The following is a 14,401-nucleotide window of genomic DNA, read 5'->3' on the forward strand; positions in this document are numbered from 1 at the left end:
AAGGGTTGCCCTCATGGAAATTGGGTTCTTATTCCCGAACCAATATTGTTTTAAGCTTCAGGAGCGGAAGCGGGTGTTTCGGCGGTTTCGGAAGCGGTTTCTTCGCTCTTGTTGCTGAAACGCCATTTTACCTTGTTGCGCTTGCTGGCGGAACGGGCCTTGCGGCGGCGTTCGTCCATCGGGGTTTCAAAAGCGCGGCGGCGGCGCATTTCATCCAGAATGCCTTCAACATCCAGTTTTGTTTTGAGGCGCTTGAGAGCGCGGTCGATAGGTTCACCTTTTCTTACGGTAACTTCACGCATGATTTGTTTTCCTTTTTCTATTCGTCCGGGAACGGGAGACAATAGGTAGTGCTTTCCTGCTTACAGGTCAAGATTTTTATCATGACTGACCTATTTTTTGCTCCTGAATGAGGGTTCTGCCGTCCGGAACGGCGGGGAGCGGCCGCGTTGCCCCGTTTCCCGGTTCCGGAGCGCGGTTCAACTGTCCTTGCCTTATAACAGGGGGCGTGGTAGAAAGAGGCGTCTCCCATGAACCGGCTGCATACATTGATTGACGGATTTTCCCGGGTGCGGATTCTCTGCATCGGGGACGTAATGCTGGATAAGTTCCTGTATGGGAGCGTCAGCCGTATTTCCCCGGAGGCTCCGGTTCCCATTATGAAGATGGACCGGGAGACGCGCATGCTGGGAGGCGCGGGCAATGTCGTGTCCAATCTGTGCGCGCTGGGATGCCGCACCACCTTTATCAGCGTGGTCGGGGACGATGACCATGGGCGGCAGGTAAGGCGTTTTCTGGAAGAGACGCACTGCGTTCCGGAGCTGGTGGTGCGCGAGGGGTATGAGACGACCGTGAAGATCCGTTTTGTGGCGGGCAAGCACCATTTGCTGAGAGCGGATCAGGAACAGCCGCTGAACATGGAGCCGGAGCTTGCTTCCCGTTTTCTGGAACGGGTGGATGCCTGTTTGCCGGAGGCGGATCTTGTTCTTTTATCCGATTATGGGAAAGGCCTGTTTGACGGACGTACCACCCCGGAGGTGATTGCCCGGTGCCGTGCCGCGCGCAAGTCCGTCATCGTGGACCCGAAGGGAGCGGACTATTCCCGCTACCGGGGGGCCACGCTGGTAAAACCCAATATGAAGGAGTTCCAGGAAGCTACCGGCGTGGCGCTCAATCCTGCCATGACCGGGTGGGAACGGGATGCCGTGGCGGGGGCGCGAAGGCTATTTTCCGAATTCGGCATTGAGAATCTGATTGTTACTCTGAGCGAACATGGCATGATTTTCATTCCTTCCTCCAACCCTGCCGATTTTGTCTGCATTCCTACGGAGGCCCGGGAGGTTTTTGACGTGTCCGGCGCGGGGGATACCTCCCTTGCCAGTCTGGGCGCGGCACTGGCTGCCGGAGCCGCGGTGCCGGACGCTCTGGTCGTGTCCAATGTGGCCGCCGGCATCGTAGTGGGCAAGTTCGGAACGGCCAGCGTGACCGGAACGGAGTTGAAGAAGGCTCTGAAGGAGAAGGATATCCGGACGCCTTCCTGGCATCACCGTGATAATATCCTGACGCCGGAGGCCGCGGCGGAGCTGGCGGAGCGTTTCCGCCGGGAAAAGAAGGTGGTTGGGTTTACGAACGGTTGTTTTGATTTGCTCCACCTGGGGCATATGCATTCCTTTATGAAGGCGCGTGAAGCGTGCGACGTGCTTTTTGTAGGGCTGAATACGGACGCCTCCATCAAGCGGCTGAAGGGCGAGGACAGGCCGATTAATAATGAGGAGATGCGTTCTTTGCTGCTGGCGTCCCTGGATTTTGTCGATTACGTAGTGCCGTTTGATGAAGATACGGCTCTGCCGCTGATTGAGAAGCTGCGTCCGGACGTGATTGCCAAAGAGGGATATCCCCTGGAATGCTGGCCGGAAGGCCAGTTCGTGAAATCTTATGGGGGGCAGGCTCTGGAACTTCCCCGCCTGGAGGGCTTTTCCTCCACCAATATCATCAACCGCATGAAAAGCAGCCCGGAATGAGCGAATACATCAGGAACCAGATTTTAGGGATAGCGGATAATTTCAAAACCCTGGCTTCCATGGCCGGGGATATTGAGCAGGTTGCCCGCATTTGCACGGATACCCTCAGGGCCGGGAATAAGATCATGTTTTGCGGCAACGGGGGCTCCGCCGCGGATTCCCAGCATCTGGCCGCCGAATTGGTAGGGCGCTACAAACTGAACCGTCCCGCCATGAATGCGCTGGCCCTGACGGTGGATACCTCCATCCTGACCGCCGTGGGTAATGATTACGGATATGAGACGGTATTTTCCAGGCAGCTGGAGGGAGTAGGCCGCCCCGGGGATCTTCTGGTGGGGCTTTCCACGAGCGGCAACAGCCGGAACATCGTTTTGGCGATGGAGCTGGCGCGCCGGATGGGCGTCCGGACTGTAGCTTTGACGGGCCGCGGAGGGGGCGAGATGAAAGAAGCTGCGGATTTCTGCATTGCCGTTCCTTCCGAGGCCACGAACAACATTCAGGAGATGCACATTGCAGTGGGGCATCTGGTTTGCGAACTGGTTGAACGGGAGATATATGGCGGGTAAGGCTTTGTTTCTGGACAGGGACGGCGTGGTTAATGTGGATGGCGGATATGTGCACCGCATCGAGGATTTTCGTCTGGTGCCCGGAATTCTGAATCTCTGCCGCCTGGCTAAGGAGAAGGGGTACCAGGTGCTGGTGGTGACCAACCAGTCCGGCATAGGACGCGGCATGTTTTCCGAAGATGACTTTGAACGGCTGACGGAATATATGAAAGGGGTGTTCCGCTCGTCCGGCGCGGAGATTGCAGATGTGTTTTACTGTCCCAGCGCGGATGACGGGCATCCGGACCGGAAACCGAATCCCGGCCTGTTTCTGAAGGCTGCCGCTGCGCATGGGCTGGATATGAAAGCCTGCGTGTCCGTAGGTGACCGGGAACGGGATATCCGGGCGGCTCTTGCCGCCGGAGTGGGCCGCAATTTCCTGTTTTCTACGGAAGATGTTTCCACCCTCGCCACAGCCCGTGTGGAGACGTTGGAGGAAGTAGCGGCAAGGCTGTAGGCCGGGAATGACTGCTCCCGGGAAGAATCATTGCCGGGAGAATCGTTTTTCCGCCAGGTGCATGCAGCCGAGGACGAGGGCGATGATGACCAGCGGCCCCAGGATGTCCGCGTACCCTACCATGCCCGTGTTCACGGGAGCCACGCAGAGCAGGAACCACCAGGCCAGGGACAGCGCGCGAAGCAGGGGCGGAGTCCCGCTGCCGGAGAGGAAGACATAGATGACGAGAGCCCAGAATTGCGGGAAACGGGGCAGCGTGACCAGCCATTCCCGGTCCCCTCCGGGCCAGACAAGCGTACCGTAGGGGCCGGATGCGGGGAGGTCGCCCCACATGGCGCTTGCGGGAAGCGCCAGGTTTATCAGCAGGTTCAGGAACAGTCCCGCATATACGGTCATCATCAGGACTCTCCACTGGGCTCCCGTTCGCACCGCCAGGAACAGGAAGGCCGGCACCAGCAGGAAGGGCGTCAGTTCCAGCGTGCCCATCCAAAGGGGGATATCGGTTCCTATCGTTGCAAGGCAGTCCGCTCCTTGGGGAATGGCGGAAAGAACAGCCCAATACAGGAGCGTCAGAAAAATGCAGCGGTACCTGACGGCCCGGCTTACCGGACGTTCTTCATCCGGAGGAAGGCCCAGCCATGATCCGGATGAGTGCTGGTTGGAGAGGAACTGCATAGGCGGGTTGGGAATGGAGTTTTTGTAACGGGAACGGACAGGTTTGTCAATAGAGCCCGGTTCAGGTCCGGAGACGGGCTTTTTTTCAACAAAACGGGCATTTTTGTTGTCTACATTGTGACAAAGCTGCTGCCTTCGGATTCCTGCCGCGGGCGTCTCTTTTTGTCAGTCGGCGCCTGAAAGGCCGCAGAAAAACAGCTGTGACTCAGTACCCATTCTTTTTTCTTATGCCCTGTTCCAGATTCCTGACGATTTTACCAGTTCTGTTTTTTTGCCTGCTGGCTGTTTCCTGCGGAAAGAAGGAGAAGGATGATCCTAACGTCGTGGAATTGAATTTCGGTCATTTTCCCAATGTGACGCATGTGCAGGGCCTGGTGGCGCATCATTTTTCCCGGCAGGGGAAGGGGTGGTTTGAAGAACGGCTGAAGGAGGCCACCGGAAAGGACGTCAGGATCAACTGGTACGTGTACAATGCGGGCCCCAGCGCCATGGAGTCCGTGTTCGCCCGCTCCGTCGAATTGGCTTACGTGGGGCCCAGCCCGGCCATTAACGCGTTTGTGCGTTCCCGAGGGGAGGATATCAGGATGATTGCCGGAGCCGTGGAAGGAGGAGCCGCCCTGGTGGTTCCGAAGGATTCCACGCTGAAGGAGTCTGCGGATTTCCGCGGCAGGGTGATTGCGACCCCCCAGCTGGGGAATACGCAGGATGTTTCCGCCCGCGCCTGGTTTTCCCGCGGCGGCCTGCATGTGACGCAGCGCGGCGGGGACGTGACGATTCTGCCGACTCCCAACCCCGAACAGCTCAGCCTGTTCCGGCAGGGCAAGCTGGACGGCGCGTGGACGGTGGAGCCGTGGGTGAGCCGCCTGGTGATGACGGCGGGAGGCAGGGTGCTGGTGGACGAGAAAGAATCCATCGCGACCGTGCTGGTATGCGGAGCTGAGTTTCTCAGGGAAAAGCCGGAGGTGGCGAAAGCCCTGGTGCAGGCGCATGCGGAGCTGAACGAATGGATAAGGCTGCATCCGGAGGAGGCCCAGTCAATCGTGGTCAGGGAACTGGAGCAGCTGACGCATTCCAGAATAGATCCGGCATTGATTGCGGAGGCCTGGAAAAGCATCGTCATCAAGGACAGGATTTCCATTCCCAAGCTCCGGCAGTTTGTGCAGGACGCCCATCAGGCCGGGTTTATGAAAGAGGTCCCGGATGTAGGCGGCCTGGTAGCGCCGGATGCGGCTGAGGAACAGTTGACCATGGTGAAGGAGGGCGGAAGATGATTGCGGGTGCAGAACATTGCAGCCCCGGAGGCTGCAAGCTCCGTATTGCGGGCGTGAGCAAGGTGTTTGACGGAAGGCGCGGAAAGGTGGTGGCTCTGGAGGACATTAATTTGAATATCAGGGGGGGCGAGTTCGTGTGCCTGGTGGGAGCCAGCGGGTGCGGAAAGACTTCCCTGCTGAATATTATTGCGGGGCTGGAGTTCCCCTCTTCTGGGGTGGTGGAGCTGGATGGGGAGCCTGTGAAAGGGCCCGGACGGGACCGCACCGTGATGTTCCAGGAGTCTGCCCTGTTTCCGTGGCTGGACGTGATGGGAAACGTGATGTTCGGCTTGAAGCTGACGCCCAGACTGACTCGGGGTGACCGGCTCGCCATGGCGGAGAAGAATCTGGAACTGGTGGGGCTGAAAGAGTGCGCCCATGCTCATATTCATGAACTTTCCGGCGGGATGAAGCAACGCGTGGCGCTTGCCCGCGCCCTGGCTGCCAGCCCCCGCATTTTGCTGATGGACGAGCCTTTTGCCGCCCTGGACGCCATGACCCGCGAACAGCTTTATCAGGATATTCAGGAAATTCATTTGCGCTGCGGCATGACGATTGTTTTCGTTACGCACAATATGCGCGAGGCCGTGTGCCTGGGGGATCGCGTGGTGTTGCTTACTCCGCATCCGGGGCGCATCTGTGAGGAGTATTTCGTGGATTTTCCTCATCCCAGGGATATCAACAGCAGCGGTTTGGCGGAATTGTCCGCCCGCATCACCCGTGATTTGAAAGGAGCCACGGCATGAACCGGAATAAATGGTCCAAGTGGAGGGCTCACGCCTGTTCGCTCGTGTTTTTCATTCTCGTGGTCTGGGCATGGCAGTATTTGAGCGACCTGAGGGTCTGGAAGCCTTATTTGTTTCCCTCTCCGCTGGAAGTGTGGGAGTATCTGTGTTCTTCATTTCAGGACGGGTCTTTGGAGGAGGCTTCATGGATTACCGTGAAAAGGCTGGTAATGGGGTATGGAATAGGCCTGGTGACGGGAATTCCCCTGGGCATGCTGTGCTCCCGTTTCCAGCTTATCCAGAATACCCTGGGGCTGGTTTCCCTGGGGTTCCAGGCTCTGCCCAGCGTGTGCTGGGTTCCGTTGGCGACCCTGTGGTTCGGCCAGACGGAAGGGGCTATGCTGTTCGTGGTGATTATGGGGACGCTGTGGTCCGTAATCCTGGCTACGGCCAACGGCATGCGGAACGTGCCGCCCATTTACGCCCGTGCGGCGCGCACCATGGGCGCAGGCCCCATTTATTGCCTGGTCCATGTGACGCTTCCCGCTTCCGCTCCGTTTGTCGTGAGCGGGATGAAGCAGGGTTGGGCTTTTGCCTGGCGTTCCCTGATGGCTGCGGAAATTTTTGTTCCCATCCTGACCGGGTTCGGATTGGGGCAGCTGCTGCATTTCGGCCGCGAGCTGAACGCGATGAACCAGGTTGTAGGCATTATGTTCGTGATTGTGGTGATTGGGCTGCTGTCCGACAAGATTCTGTTTTCTCCTCTGGAACGGTTTCTGCACCGCCGCTGGGGGACCGGACAGGCCTGAAGCGGCGGAAGACAGAAACGCGGAGGTGAGGGCCGAGCGTTCAGACGATATGATGCCCGTTATTTGCCGGAAGAATCCAGCTCTTTTTTGAGCGCCCGGACTTCCTTAATCAATGCCGGAAGTTTTTTGAGGGCAGCGTACTGGCGGGTGGCGTCCTTGTAGGGGAAAGCCGGCATGCCCCAGTAAGTAGAGTTTTCCGGAATGTCCGAGAGGACTCCCGTTTTGGCTCCCAGCGTGGATTTGGAACCGATTTTGAGGTGTCCTGAGATGCCGACCTGGGCGGCAATGGTGGCGTAGTCCCCCACTTTGGTGCTGCCGGCTATGCCGGATTGGGCGACGATGATGCAATGCCTGCCGACAACGACGTTGTGACCGAGCTGGATCAGGTTGTCTATTTTGGTGCCTTCCCCCACAATGGTGCGGCCGAATCTGGCGCGGTCAATCGTGGTGTTGGCTCCTACGTCCACGTCATCCCCCAGTTCCACAATGCCCACCTGGTCAATGCCCACATAGCGCCCATTGTCTCCCATCAGGAAACCGAACCCGTCGGAACCGATGACGGCTCCGGGCTGGATGGTTACCCGGTTGCCGAGTTTGCAGCGTTCCCTGATAGTTACGTGGGCATGCAGGCGGCAGTTTTCCCCCATGGAGACGCCGTCTCCGATATCGCAGCCGTTGCCGATGTCCGTTCCGTCTCCGATTACGCAGTGAGCGCCGATGCAGGTATAGGCTCCTACATGGATTTTGTCCGGGTTGAAGCTGGCCGTGGGGTCGATAATGGCTGTAGGATGAATTCCGGGGGTAAACCGGTAGGCGGAAGCCATGAAGTATTTCACCAGGGCGTTGAATGCCATGGAGGGGTTGTCCACTTCCACGAATGCGGCATGTTCCGGGTACGCAGGCAGACCCGGAGGCACCAGCACGATTCCGGCGGAGGTGTTCAGGAAGTCCTGGAAGTATTTTTCGTTGCCAAGGAAGGAGGCTTCCTCGCGGGATGCGTCAAGAAGGGAAGCGACCCCGAATACAGTCAGTTCGGGGTCGCCGGAAAGGATTTTTCCCCCGGTGAGGGCGGCCACGGCTTCAAGTGTAAGCTTCATGGGTATATGATTCCGCCTTCCCGGGGGTAATGTCAAGGGTTAGTTGGCCGGGGCCGCGGGAGCGGCGGGAGCGGCCGGGGTCTTTTTCTTGGTGGGGTCAAACCCTTTGGGTGCGTCCTTGTTGAGTTCTTTCATCACCGCAGGGGTAATGTCCATGCCGGGCTTCGTGTAAACGAATACCTGGTTGGACCGGAGGGCCTGGGCGCTTTTGTCCAGAACGAGGTCATAGTTGCCCTTGGTGGCGATGCCTTCCGTGATTTTTGTGATTTCCCCCATGATTTTGGCGGAACGCACTTTCATTTGTTCCTGAAGGGATTTAAGCTGGCGTTCCACAAATCCGCGGCGTTCCTGTTCCAGCGCAATGACTTCCTGGCGCTTGATCTGGGCTTTTTGTTCCAGCTCCTTTTTGTCCTTTTCATTCAGCATGGGATCCTGGAGCCTTTTGACCATATCATTGAAGTCCGCTTCCATTTTCTTGATGGTTTCCGCGCGGGTATTGTTGGTTTCCTGCACCGTCTGGGCAGCCTTGTCTACTTCCGCCTGGGCTTCATGGGTCTTGTAGTAGTCAGCGAAGAGTTTCTGCACATCCACCGTCGCTACCTTCAGTTCAGCGTTGGCCGTGGCGCTTAATGCCATTGCTGCTGATACACCTAATGCTGTTTTGAAGAATCTCATAATTTTTAGCGTCTTCTGACTTTACCAGTTTACATGTGGAATGGCATGCGTCAACCTTCTAGCAATATTTCAGGATTGAACTTTTGTCATCATGGGGCCACTTTAGGCGCATGCAAACATTTTCCACCAAGGCCCAGTTGAGAGCTGCCCTCCTCAAGCATCACCGCAAGCATGACCATGTGGTTCTCGTCCCTACAATGGGGGCCCTCCACGCCGGACACCGCGCTCTGCTGGAACAGGCGCGCAAACTGGCCGGGGAGGATGGCGTAGTGGTTGCCAGTATTTTCGTCAATCCTATCCAGTTCAACAATTCCTCCGACCTCCAGACTTATCCCCGGACTCCTGAAAAGGATTTGGAGGTGTGCGAAGGAGCAGGCGTGGATTATGTGTTTTCCCCCGCTTCTGAAGAAATGTATGCCGGAGAACGCAGCATTTCCGTGGAAGAAGGCTTTTTGTCCGCAACATTGTGCGGCGCGTCCCGCCCGGGGCATTTTTCCGGCGTCTGCACGGTGCTTGCCAAGCTGTTCAACCTGGTGCAGCCCACGGACGCCATTTTCGGCAAGAAGGATTACCAGCAGCTTGCGATTATCCGCCGCATGGTGCGCGACCTGGATTTTCCGGTGCGCATTCACGGGGCGGAAATTGTAAGGCACAGTAACGGGCTGGCCTATTCCTCCCGGAATGCCCGCCTGACGCCGGAGCAGAAGGAACAGGCCGTGGTAATACGGCAGGCCATGCTTCAGGCCCGGGACGAGTTCCAGGCCGGAGGGGACATCTCCAAAGTGAAGGAGCATGCCGCCGCCATGATTGAAGGGGTGCCCGGCACGAGCATCGATTATCTGGAGATTGTGGATGCGGAGACCATGCAGCCGCTGGCAGTGAACCGGAAGCCGGCCCTGATGGCCGCCGCCGTCTATTTCGGAGACGTGCGTCTTATTGACAACATAGAACTTTAATCCGGCGAGGATTTTCTTATACTGCGCCCCGTGATTACCGCCGCCAACCTCCACCGCAGCTATTCCATCGGCAAGAAGTCCATTGAAATCCTGCATGGGGTGGATTTGCACATCGCCGCCGGAGAGAAGGTGTTCCTGTGCGGACCCAGCGGGGCCGGAAAGACCACGCTGATGTACACGCTGGCCGGATTGGAAACGCCTCAGGAGGGAAAGGTAATGATTGACGGTACGGACATTTACGCCTTGTCCGCCACGGCCCGGTCCGTGTTCCGGAACCGGAACATGGGGTTTATTTTCCAGAATTACCTGCTGATGCCGGAATTGACGGCGCTGGAAAACGCCTGTCTGGCTTCCTCCATCGGCCGGAGGCCGCGCGTGGAATATGTGAGGGAACTGATGGAGCGCGTGGGCTTGTCCCACCGCCTGAACCATCTGCCCAGCGAGCTGAGCGGCGGGGAACAGCAGCGCGTGGCAATTGCCCGCGCCCTGGCGAACGACGCCCCCATTATTTTTGCGGATGAACCCACCGGAAATTTGGACCGGAAGAACGGAGCGGAGGTGCTGGATCTTTTATTCGGCCTGGCGGACGAGTCCCGCAAAACTCTGGTGATTGTGACGCATGACGAACATCTGGCAAGGAGAGGGGACCGCATTATTACGATTATGGACGGGCAGGCTGTCTGAGGCTGCCGGGCGTAGGGACTGCCTACCGTTATTATTTGATGTCCACCGCAAGATGCAGGACGGCTTGGTGTACGCCCCGAACCACCTGAGCCATACGTCGGTAATCCGGCGTTTCCGGACGGTCTCCCTGCTGATGGCAGTTCGGGTTCCGGAAAAGAAAGGAGTCCGGCATCATGACGGCGGCCAGGTTTTGGCCCGAAAATGGCAGAAGTCAAAAGCTGGTGCTCCAACTTCTGACTTCCGCAGGATTGAGACAGACGGCAGATAGGAAGGGACGCCTATGTTTCTAAATTGTCCGGACCCGTCTGCCGCTGTCTCTTCTGCCGATGACGGCGATCATACATTATTCCCTGTAGTCTTCGTCGGAATCACCTTTGCATAGAAATGCGAAATCCGGGGAACTTCCCGCTGTGTCCAGCAGTGAGCTCCATGTGAGATTGGGGTAATCAATGAGATCGTATGCATAAGCCAGCATATTGTCCGGCGCCTGTCCGTATCCACGTCCTACTTCACAGACGCATAAGATGAGAATGAGGTGTATGGCTGGTGATACAGGAGCGTCTTCCGGGATTCCCTCATTGAAATATTTGATAAATGCATTTGCAGATTCCTGGCTGTCATTATCCAATTCCTGAAAGAGTTTTTTATAGGATTGGGGTCTTCCTTTTTTTATTACCGGGTCATATTTTTGCCAGCCTCTTCCCAATTTTATATCCAGTTTCCCTTTAATTTGTTCAAATATTTGCGTAACTTCAGCAGGATCCCTATCTTGAAGTTTCACCCAGGCGAGCCAGATTTTTCCTGCTCCTTTCAATTGTTCGACTGTTATCATTTTGCGGTATTATTTTCGTGTTTGTTTTTTCAGCGTATCCGTCGCAAGCTCATGCACAGAGCCGGGGAAAATCCCTGTTTTTTGAAGTCTTGCTTTATGCGGATTTACATCGTTAATTTAATCCGATTTTTGCTTATTGTTATTATTTGTTTCCCAAAGAGCCGTTCTTTTTTTTGAGAGCTTCTATCTGTCTCCGGAACGTACAGGGATGTTTTCAGATTTGGGGAATTGAGATGAACGGTAAATTCCCGGCGCCTTCCGGCAACGCGAGAGGATCGGTATTGCATTCGGGTGGGTTGTTGTGTAGCTTGTTGGGCATGTGGGACTGGATTGTGATCAAGGATGCGCTCCGGGCGATCGTTGAAATTTTCATCCTGTGGGTGTTCCTGTACCAGATTTACCGCGCTTTCCACGCAACGCGCGGCGCGCGCATTATGGTGGGGCTGTTCGCCTGCTTTCTGGCCCTGGTGGTGCTGGCCTTTTTCTTTCAGCTGAATGTTATTTCATGGATATTGACGCGCATTTTCGCCCCCGGTCTGGCGTTGGCTTTGGTGGTGATTTTCCAGCCGGAGCTGCGCGTGGGGCTGGCAAAGCTGGGAAGCCACCCGTTTTTCTCTTCCTTCGCCAAGCTGCAGCGGGTAGATTTCCTGGATAATTTCTGCAAGGCGGTAAGCAAGCTTTCCAACCAGCGGTTCGGCGCCCTGTTCGCTTTTGAGCGGAGCATCAGCATGAAACCTATTGAGGATTCCGGCGTGAAGCTGGACGCCATTTTTTCTCCGGAGCTGGCCCTGACGATTTTCCATACCAAGACGGCTCTTCACGACGGAGGCGTGGTGATTTCCGGCGACCGCATTTCCGCTGCTGCCTGCGTGTTCCCGGTGTCCCAGAAGGAAATGAGCGACCGCACCCTGGGGCTGCGCCACCGCGCGGGCGTGGGCATGTCCGAGGAAAGCGACTGCGTGGTGGTGGTGGTGTCCGAGGAAACGGGGGCTATCGCCCTGGCCGTAGGCGGGAAACTGGAACGCAACCTGACTCCGGAACAGTTGAAGGGGCGTCTTGAGGAACTGCTGAATATTTCTTCTTCCAATGAAAAAACTGCTATTGCTTAACTGGCCGGCCAAGCTGTTCTGTCTGGTGCTGGCCGTGATTATCTGGTCTTTCATTAATCACTGGGTGACTACGAATGACGGCGTGTCCACCCGCGGGCAGCTTGAGGAGATTAGAAGATCCCATCCCTGAATATTTATCGTTATGAGGAATTTCATTGTTACCGGTACCGATACGGAAGTCGGGAAAACTTATGTGAGCTGCCTGATCGTCAAATCTTTAAGAGAGGCGGGCATTAATGCCGCCGGGTTCAAGCCCGTGGCCTGCGGAGACAGGCAGGATGCCCGCCTTCTGCGTGAAGCCGGGCCAAAGGGGCTGACGCTGAATGAACTGAATCCCGTTTTTTTGAGGAATGCCACATGTCCCTATGTAGCCGCACGGCTGGAGAATACGCAGGTGGATGAAGAGGTTATCCGGAACGCTTATGACGCGCTGTCCGCTGCACATGAATGCGTGCTGGTGGAAGGGGTGGGGGGCTGGGAAGTACCCATTGGCCCCGGACGGAATTTCAGCGACATGGCTGCGGATTTCAAGCTGCCTGTTCTTCTGGTGATAGGCAACAAGCTGGGGGCCATCAACCATGCCCTGCTGACGCTGAATGCGATCAAGAGACGCGGCTTGGAATGCCTGGGCATCGTGTTTAATAATGTGAAAGAGGAATGGGATACTGCCTGCGTGACGAACAGGAGCATGGTAGAGGAGTTTTCCGATGCGCCCATTCTCGGCGAACTGATTCATGGGCAGGATTACATGGATATGGAACCTCTGCTGAAACGTTTGCTCTGACAGGGCGGGGGTAGCGAATGAGTGGGATAGCGGTGAAGGCTCCTGTCCCTTATTGCTAGGGTTGCGGAGTGAAACAGCGATGTGAAGGAATAATCATGTCGTGTTGGAGCGGATGGGGAGAACGCTACGGTTTCCCAGGCGTGGAAGCCCTGTTTTTGCGGAACGGCATCCGTTGCGGGAAATTTCTTTGTATGGAGTATGATTCCTGTCCAGATGTCTGCTGACAGGGCGTCCCTTCCCGTCATTATTCTTTTTCAAAGACGGAGAGGATGGCTTGATGGACATCCTCAGCGGCATGAATTTTCGGCAGGGAGGCCGGGCCGATGAACACGGGCTGCTGGTTTGCAGGCACCCGGTCTCTGCCATGGGAGCCTTTCACCTGGTCTCCGTTGAGGGGGATAACTTTCATCAGGGCGCGGAAACCCAGCTTTTTTTTCAGCAGAAAGGCGGCGGCATGGAACATGGGGAAGGCAAGGTCCGGATCAAAGAACATTTCCGCGGGGTCATAGCCGGGTTTGCGGTGGATGTCCACGCAGCGGGCGAAGTCCGGCGCCTTGGTGTCATCCAGCCAGTAATAGTAGGTGAACCATGCGTCCGGGGCCGCGACGGCGGTGAATTCCGGCAGGCGTTCCAGAGCCGTGAAAGAAAGGCCGGAGAAGTCCGTTTCCCTGATTTCTTCCACTCCGGGGGTAGCGGAGAGCAGCGTTTTCACTTCTTCTTTTACGGAAGGATCATTGATGTAGATATGGGCAGTCTGGTGATCCGCCACGGCAAAGGCGCGGGAGGCGCCGCAGTCCAGCATTTCCGTACCCATTTCCGGTTTGACGGTGATCCAGCCCCGTTCCCGGAAGATGCGGTTGAGGGCAATGCTGCGGGATACGTCGGAAATGCCGTATTCACTGAGGACGAGGGGGGTGACGCCTTCCCGTTCCAGAAAGTCGATCAAGTCGCAGAGAAGACCGTCCATAGCCTCCGCCGCATGGGCCGCCTGAGTTGAGGATGGACCGAATTTCTGAAGGTCATAGTCCAGATAGGGCAGATAGATGAGGCTGAGGTCAGGGCGGTGTTTCCGTTCTATCCACCGGGCGGAGTCCGCTATCCATTGGGAGGACCGGATCCCTGCCATGGGGCCCCAGAAGGTGGGGAAGGGGAATTCTCCCAGGTCCTTTTTAATGGTTTCCCGGAGTTCCATGGGTTGGGTGTAAATGTCGAAGATTTTGCGGCCGTCCGCCGGGTACATGGGGCGCGGCGTGATGGTCCAGTCCGCCGTGGAATACATATTGTACCACCAGAAAAGTTTGGCGCAGGTGAAGCCGGAGCCGTACCGTTCACGCAGTTTCTCCCAGAGGCGCGGGCCCTGCACCAGCTTGTTGGACTGCTTCCAGAATTGGATTTCACACATGTTCCGGTTGTACCATCCGTTGCCGGGAATGGCGTGCTCCCGCGGGGAAAGCCCTGTCACGTAGGTGCTCTGGGCGGAACAGGTGAGGGCCGGAAAGGCCGGAGGGAAGGAGGAAACGCTCCGCTCCCCCGCCCAGGCGGAGAACCGCGGCATGTGTTCCATCATCTGGAGGGAAAGGGCCACCACGTCAATGACGGCCACACGGGTGCGAGGGTGTTTCATGGGAGGGATATTAGCTGTTTGGAAGGGGAATTCCATCT

18 protein-coding genes are annotated in these 14,401 nt (G+C 56.7%); 11 read left to right on the forward strand and 7 right to left on the reverse strand.

What is annotated here, in order from left to right; all coding sequences use genetic code 11:
* Positions 1–50: 50 nt before the first annotated feature.
* Entirely contained in the window at positions 51–302 is a 252-nt protein-coding gene (rpsU, locus tag B3075_RS03740) for a 30S ribosomal protein S21 (protein WP_094137401.1), read from the reverse strand.
* A 228-nt stretch (positions 303–530) separates the two neighbouring features.
* Between rpsU and B3075_RS03745 the strand changes: the two genes are divergently transcribed.
* Genes B3075_RS03745 through B3075_RS03755 form a run of 3 tightly spaced genes read left to right on the forward strand, consistent with a single transcriptional unit; the run spans position 531 to position 3,083 of the window.
* Positions 531–2,021: a bifunctional heptose 7-phosphate kinase/heptose 1-phosphate adenyltransferase gene (locus B3075_RS03745; protein ID WP_290488521.1), complete on the forward strand. Its 1,491-nt coding sequence runs from the start codon at positions 531–533 to the stop codon at positions 2,019–2,021.
* Complete coding sequence (gene gmhA, locus B3075_RS03750; protein ID WP_094137404.1) at positions 2,018–2,587, forward strand: D-sedoheptulose 7-phosphate isomerase; 570 nt, start codon at positions 2,018–2,020, stop codon at positions 2,585–2,587. The genes B3075_RS03745 and gmhA overlap by 4 nt, the downstream gene beginning before the upstream one ends.
* Positions 2,577–3,083 (forward strand): D-glycero-alpha-D-manno-heptose-1,7-bisphosphate 7-phosphatase, encoded by a 507-nt coding sequence (locus B3075_RS03755; RefSeq protein ID WP_290488520.1) that lies wholly within the window; start codon positions 2,577–2,579, stop codon positions 3,081–3,083. Before gmhA ends, B3075_RS03755 begins: the two co-directional genes overlap by 11 nt.
* A 27-nt stretch (positions 3,084–3,110) precedes the next feature.
* On the opposite strand, the gene B3075_RS03760 is transcribed toward B3075_RS03755, so the two are convergent.
* On the reverse strand, positions 3,111–3,758 hold the full coding sequence (locus B3075_RS03760; RefSeq protein ID WP_290488519.1) for a hypothetical protein: 648 nt from the start codon (positions 3,756–3,758) through the stop codon (positions 3,111–3,113).
* Between the two features lie 227 nt (positions 3,759–3,985).
* Between B3075_RS03760 and B3075_RS03765 the strand changes: the two genes are divergently transcribed.
* Genes B3075_RS03765 through B3075_RS03775 form a run of 3 tightly spaced genes read left to right on the forward strand, consistent with a single transcriptional unit; the run spans position 3,986 to position 6,602 of the window.
* Positions 3,986–5,029 carry an ABC transporter substrate-binding protein gene (locus tag B3075_RS03765; RefSeq protein WP_290488518.1) on the forward strand — a complete coding sequence of 348 codons (1,044 nt, stop codon included), beginning with the start codon at positions 3,986–3,988 and terminating at the stop codon, positions 5,027–5,029.
* On the forward strand, positions 5,026–5,814 hold the full coding sequence (locus B3075_RS03770; RefSeq protein ID WP_290488517.1) for an ABC transporter ATP-binding protein: 789 nt from the start codon (positions 5,026–5,028) through the stop codon (positions 5,812–5,814). The genes B3075_RS03765 and B3075_RS03770 overlap by 4 nt, the downstream gene beginning before the upstream one ends.
* Complete coding sequence (locus B3075_RS03775; protein ID WP_290488516.1) at positions 5,811–6,602, forward strand: ABC transporter permease; 792 nt, start codon at positions 5,811–5,813, stop codon at positions 6,600–6,602. Before B3075_RS03770 ends, B3075_RS03775 begins: the two co-directional genes overlap by 4 nt.
* Before the next feature lie 59 nt (positions 6,603–6,661).
* Here B3075_RS03775 and lpxD read toward each other — a convergent pair whose 3' ends face one another.
* Together lpxD and B3075_RS03785 are read right to left on the reverse strand one after the other, a co-directional pair.
* Positions 6,662–7,699 carry a UDP-3-O-(3-hydroxymyristoyl)glucosamine N-acyltransferase gene (lpxD, locus tag B3075_RS03780; RefSeq protein ID WP_290488515.1) on the reverse strand — a complete coding sequence of 346 codons (1,038 nt, stop codon included), beginning with the start codon at positions 7,697–7,699 and terminating at the stop codon, positions 6,662–6,664.
* A gap of 39 nt (positions 7,700–7,738) precedes the next feature.
* Positions 7,739–8,335 carry an OmpH family outer membrane protein gene (locus tag B3075_RS03785; protein WP_290488514.1) on the reverse strand — a complete coding sequence of 199 codons (597 nt, stop codon included), beginning with the start codon at positions 8,333–8,335 and terminating at the stop codon, positions 7,739–7,741.
* Between the two features lie 149 nt (positions 8,336–8,484).
* On the opposite strand from B3075_RS03785, the gene panC reads away from it, so the two are divergent.
* Both panC and B3075_RS03795 read left to right on the forward strand, forming a co-directional pair.
* Complete coding sequence (gene panC, locus B3075_RS03790) at positions 8,485–9,330, forward strand: pantoate--beta-alanine ligase (RefSeq protein ID WP_290488513.1); 846 nt, start codon at positions 8,485–8,487, stop codon at positions 9,328–9,330.
* 30 nt (positions 9,331–9,360) lie between these two features.
* On the forward strand, positions 9,361–10,014 hold the full coding sequence (locus B3075_RS03795; RefSeq protein ID WP_287159773.1) for an ABC transporter ATP-binding protein: 654 nt from the start codon (positions 9,361–9,363) through the stop codon (positions 10,012–10,014).
* A gap of 31 nt (positions 10,015–10,045) precedes the next feature.
* Here the strand turns inward: B3075_RS03795 and B3075_RS03800 are convergent, their stop codons facing one another.
* Together B3075_RS03800 and B3075_RS03805 are read right to left on the reverse strand one after the other, a co-directional pair.
* Positions 10,046–10,189, reverse strand: coding sequence for a hypothetical protein (locus B3075_RS03800; protein ID WP_290488512.1), 144 nt, complete (start codon positions 10,187–10,189; stop codon positions 10,046–10,048).
* 168 nt (positions 10,190–10,357) lie between these two features.
* Entirely contained in the window at positions 10,358–10,846 is a 489-nt protein-coding gene (locus B3075_RS03805) for a hypothetical protein (RefSeq protein ID WP_290488511.1), read from the reverse strand.
* Between the two features lie 317 nt (positions 10,847–11,163).
* Here B3075_RS03805 and cdaA point away from each other — a divergent pair, with 317 nt between their 5' ends.
* Genes cdaA through bioD form a run of 3 tightly spaced genes read left to right on the forward strand, consistent with a single transcriptional unit; the run spans position 11,164 to position 12,739 of the window.
* The gene (cdaA, locus tag B3075_RS03810; RefSeq protein WP_256943603.1) at positions 11,164–11,955 is read left to right on the forward strand and encodes a diadenylate cyclase CdaA; all 792 of its coding nucleotides are present in this window, start codon (positions 11,164–11,166) and stop codon (positions 11,953–11,955) included.
* A complete protein-coding gene (locus B3075_RS03815) occupies positions 11,933–12,085 on the forward strand; it encodes a hypothetical protein (protein WP_164917374.1) in 153 nt (50 codons plus the stop codon). The genes cdaA and B3075_RS03815 overlap by 23 nt, the downstream gene beginning before the upstream one ends.
* A 12-nt stretch (positions 12,086–12,097) precedes the next feature.
* A complete protein-coding gene (gene bioD / locus B3075_RS03820; RefSeq protein ID WP_102737483.1) occupies positions 12,098–12,739 on the forward strand; it encodes a dethiobiotin synthase in 642 nt (213 codons plus the stop codon).
* Positions 12,740–12,983: 244 nt separating this feature from the next.
* Here the strand turns inward: bioD and B3075_RS03825 are convergent, their stop codons facing one another.
* Positions 12,984–14,363, reverse strand: a complete 1,380-nt coding sequence (locus tag B3075_RS03825) for an alkaline phosphatase family protein (protein WP_290488510.1) — start codon at positions 14,361–14,363, stop codon at positions 12,984–12,986.
* Positions 14,364–14,401: the final 38 nt, after the last annotated feature.

It is taken from the genome of Akkermansia sp. UBA7090 (assembly GCF_002493465.1).
GTDB classification, from domain to species: domain Bacteria; phylum Verrucomicrobiota; class Verrucomicrobiia; order Verrucomicrobiales; family Akkermansiaceae; genus Akkermansia; species Akkermansia muciniphila_A.

Excerpts from the sequence above, each read along its gene's own strand:
- gmhA (WP_094137404.1), top strand. The coding sequence starts at position 2,018 with ATGAGCGAATACATCAGGAACCAGATTTTAGGGATAGCGGATAATTTC.
- B3075_RS03765 (WP_290488518.1), top strand. The coding sequence starts at position 3,986 with ATGCCCTGTTCCAGATTCCTGACGATTTTACCAGTTCTGTTTTTTTGC.
- panC (WP_290488513.1), top strand. The coding sequence starts at position 8,485 with ATGCAAACATTTTCCACCAAGGCCCAGTTGAGAGCTGCCCTCCTCAAG.
- B3075_RS03815 (WP_164917374.1), top strand. The coding sequence starts at position 11,933 with ATGAAAAAACTGCTATTGCTTAACTGGCCGGCCAAGCTGTTCTGTCTG.
- B3075_RS03760 (WP_290488519.1), bottom strand. The coding sequence starts at position 3,758 with ATGCAGTTCCTCTCCAACCAGCACTCATCCGGATCATGGCTGGGCCTT.
- B3075_RS03745 (WP_290488521.1), top strand. The coding sequence starts at position 531 with ATGAACCGGCTGCATACATTGATTGACGGATTTTCCCGGGTGCGGATT.
- B3075_RS03775 (WP_290488516.1), top strand. The coding sequence starts at position 5,811 with ATGAACCGGAATAAATGGTCCAAGTGGAGGGCTCACGCCTGTTCGCTC.
- B3075_RS03800 (WP_290488512.1), bottom strand. The coding sequence starts at position 10,189 with ATGATGCCGGACTCCTTTCTTTTCCGGAACCCGAACTGCCATCAGCAG.
- rpsU (WP_094137401.1), bottom strand. The coding sequence starts at position 302 with ATGCGTGAAGTTACCGTAAGAAAAGGTGAACCTATCGACCGCGCTCTC.
- cdaA (WP_256943603.1), top strand. The coding sequence starts at position 11,164 with ATGTGGGACTGGATTGTGATCAAGGATGCGCTCCGGGCGATCGTTGAA.
- B3075_RS03770 (WP_290488517.1), top strand. The coding sequence starts at position 5,026 with ATGATTGCGGGTGCAGAACATTGCAGCCCCGGAGGCTGCAAGCTCCGT.
- B3075_RS03785 (WP_290488514.1), bottom strand. The coding sequence starts at position 8,335 with ATGGCATTAAGCGCCACGGCCAACGCTGAACTGAAGGTAGCGACGGTG.
- bioD (WP_102737483.1), top strand. The coding sequence starts at position 12,098 with ATGAGGAATTTCATTGTTACCGGTACCGATACGGAAGTCGGGAAAACT.
- B3075_RS03805 (WP_290488511.1), bottom strand. The coding sequence starts at position 10,846 with ATGATAACAGTCGAACAATTGAAAGGAGCAGGAAAAATCTGGCTCGCC.
- B3075_RS03755 (WP_290488520.1), top strand. The coding sequence starts at position 2,577 with ATGGCGGGTAAGGCTTTGTTTCTGGACAGGGACGGCGTGGTTAATGTG.
- B3075_RS03825 (WP_290488510.1), bottom strand. The coding sequence starts at position 14,363 with ATGAAACACCCTCGCACCCGTGTGGCCGTCATTGACGTGGTGGCCCTT.
- lpxD (WP_290488515.1), bottom strand. The coding sequence starts at position 7,699 with ATGAAGCTTACACTTGAAGCCGTGGCCGCCCTCACCGGGGGAAAAATC.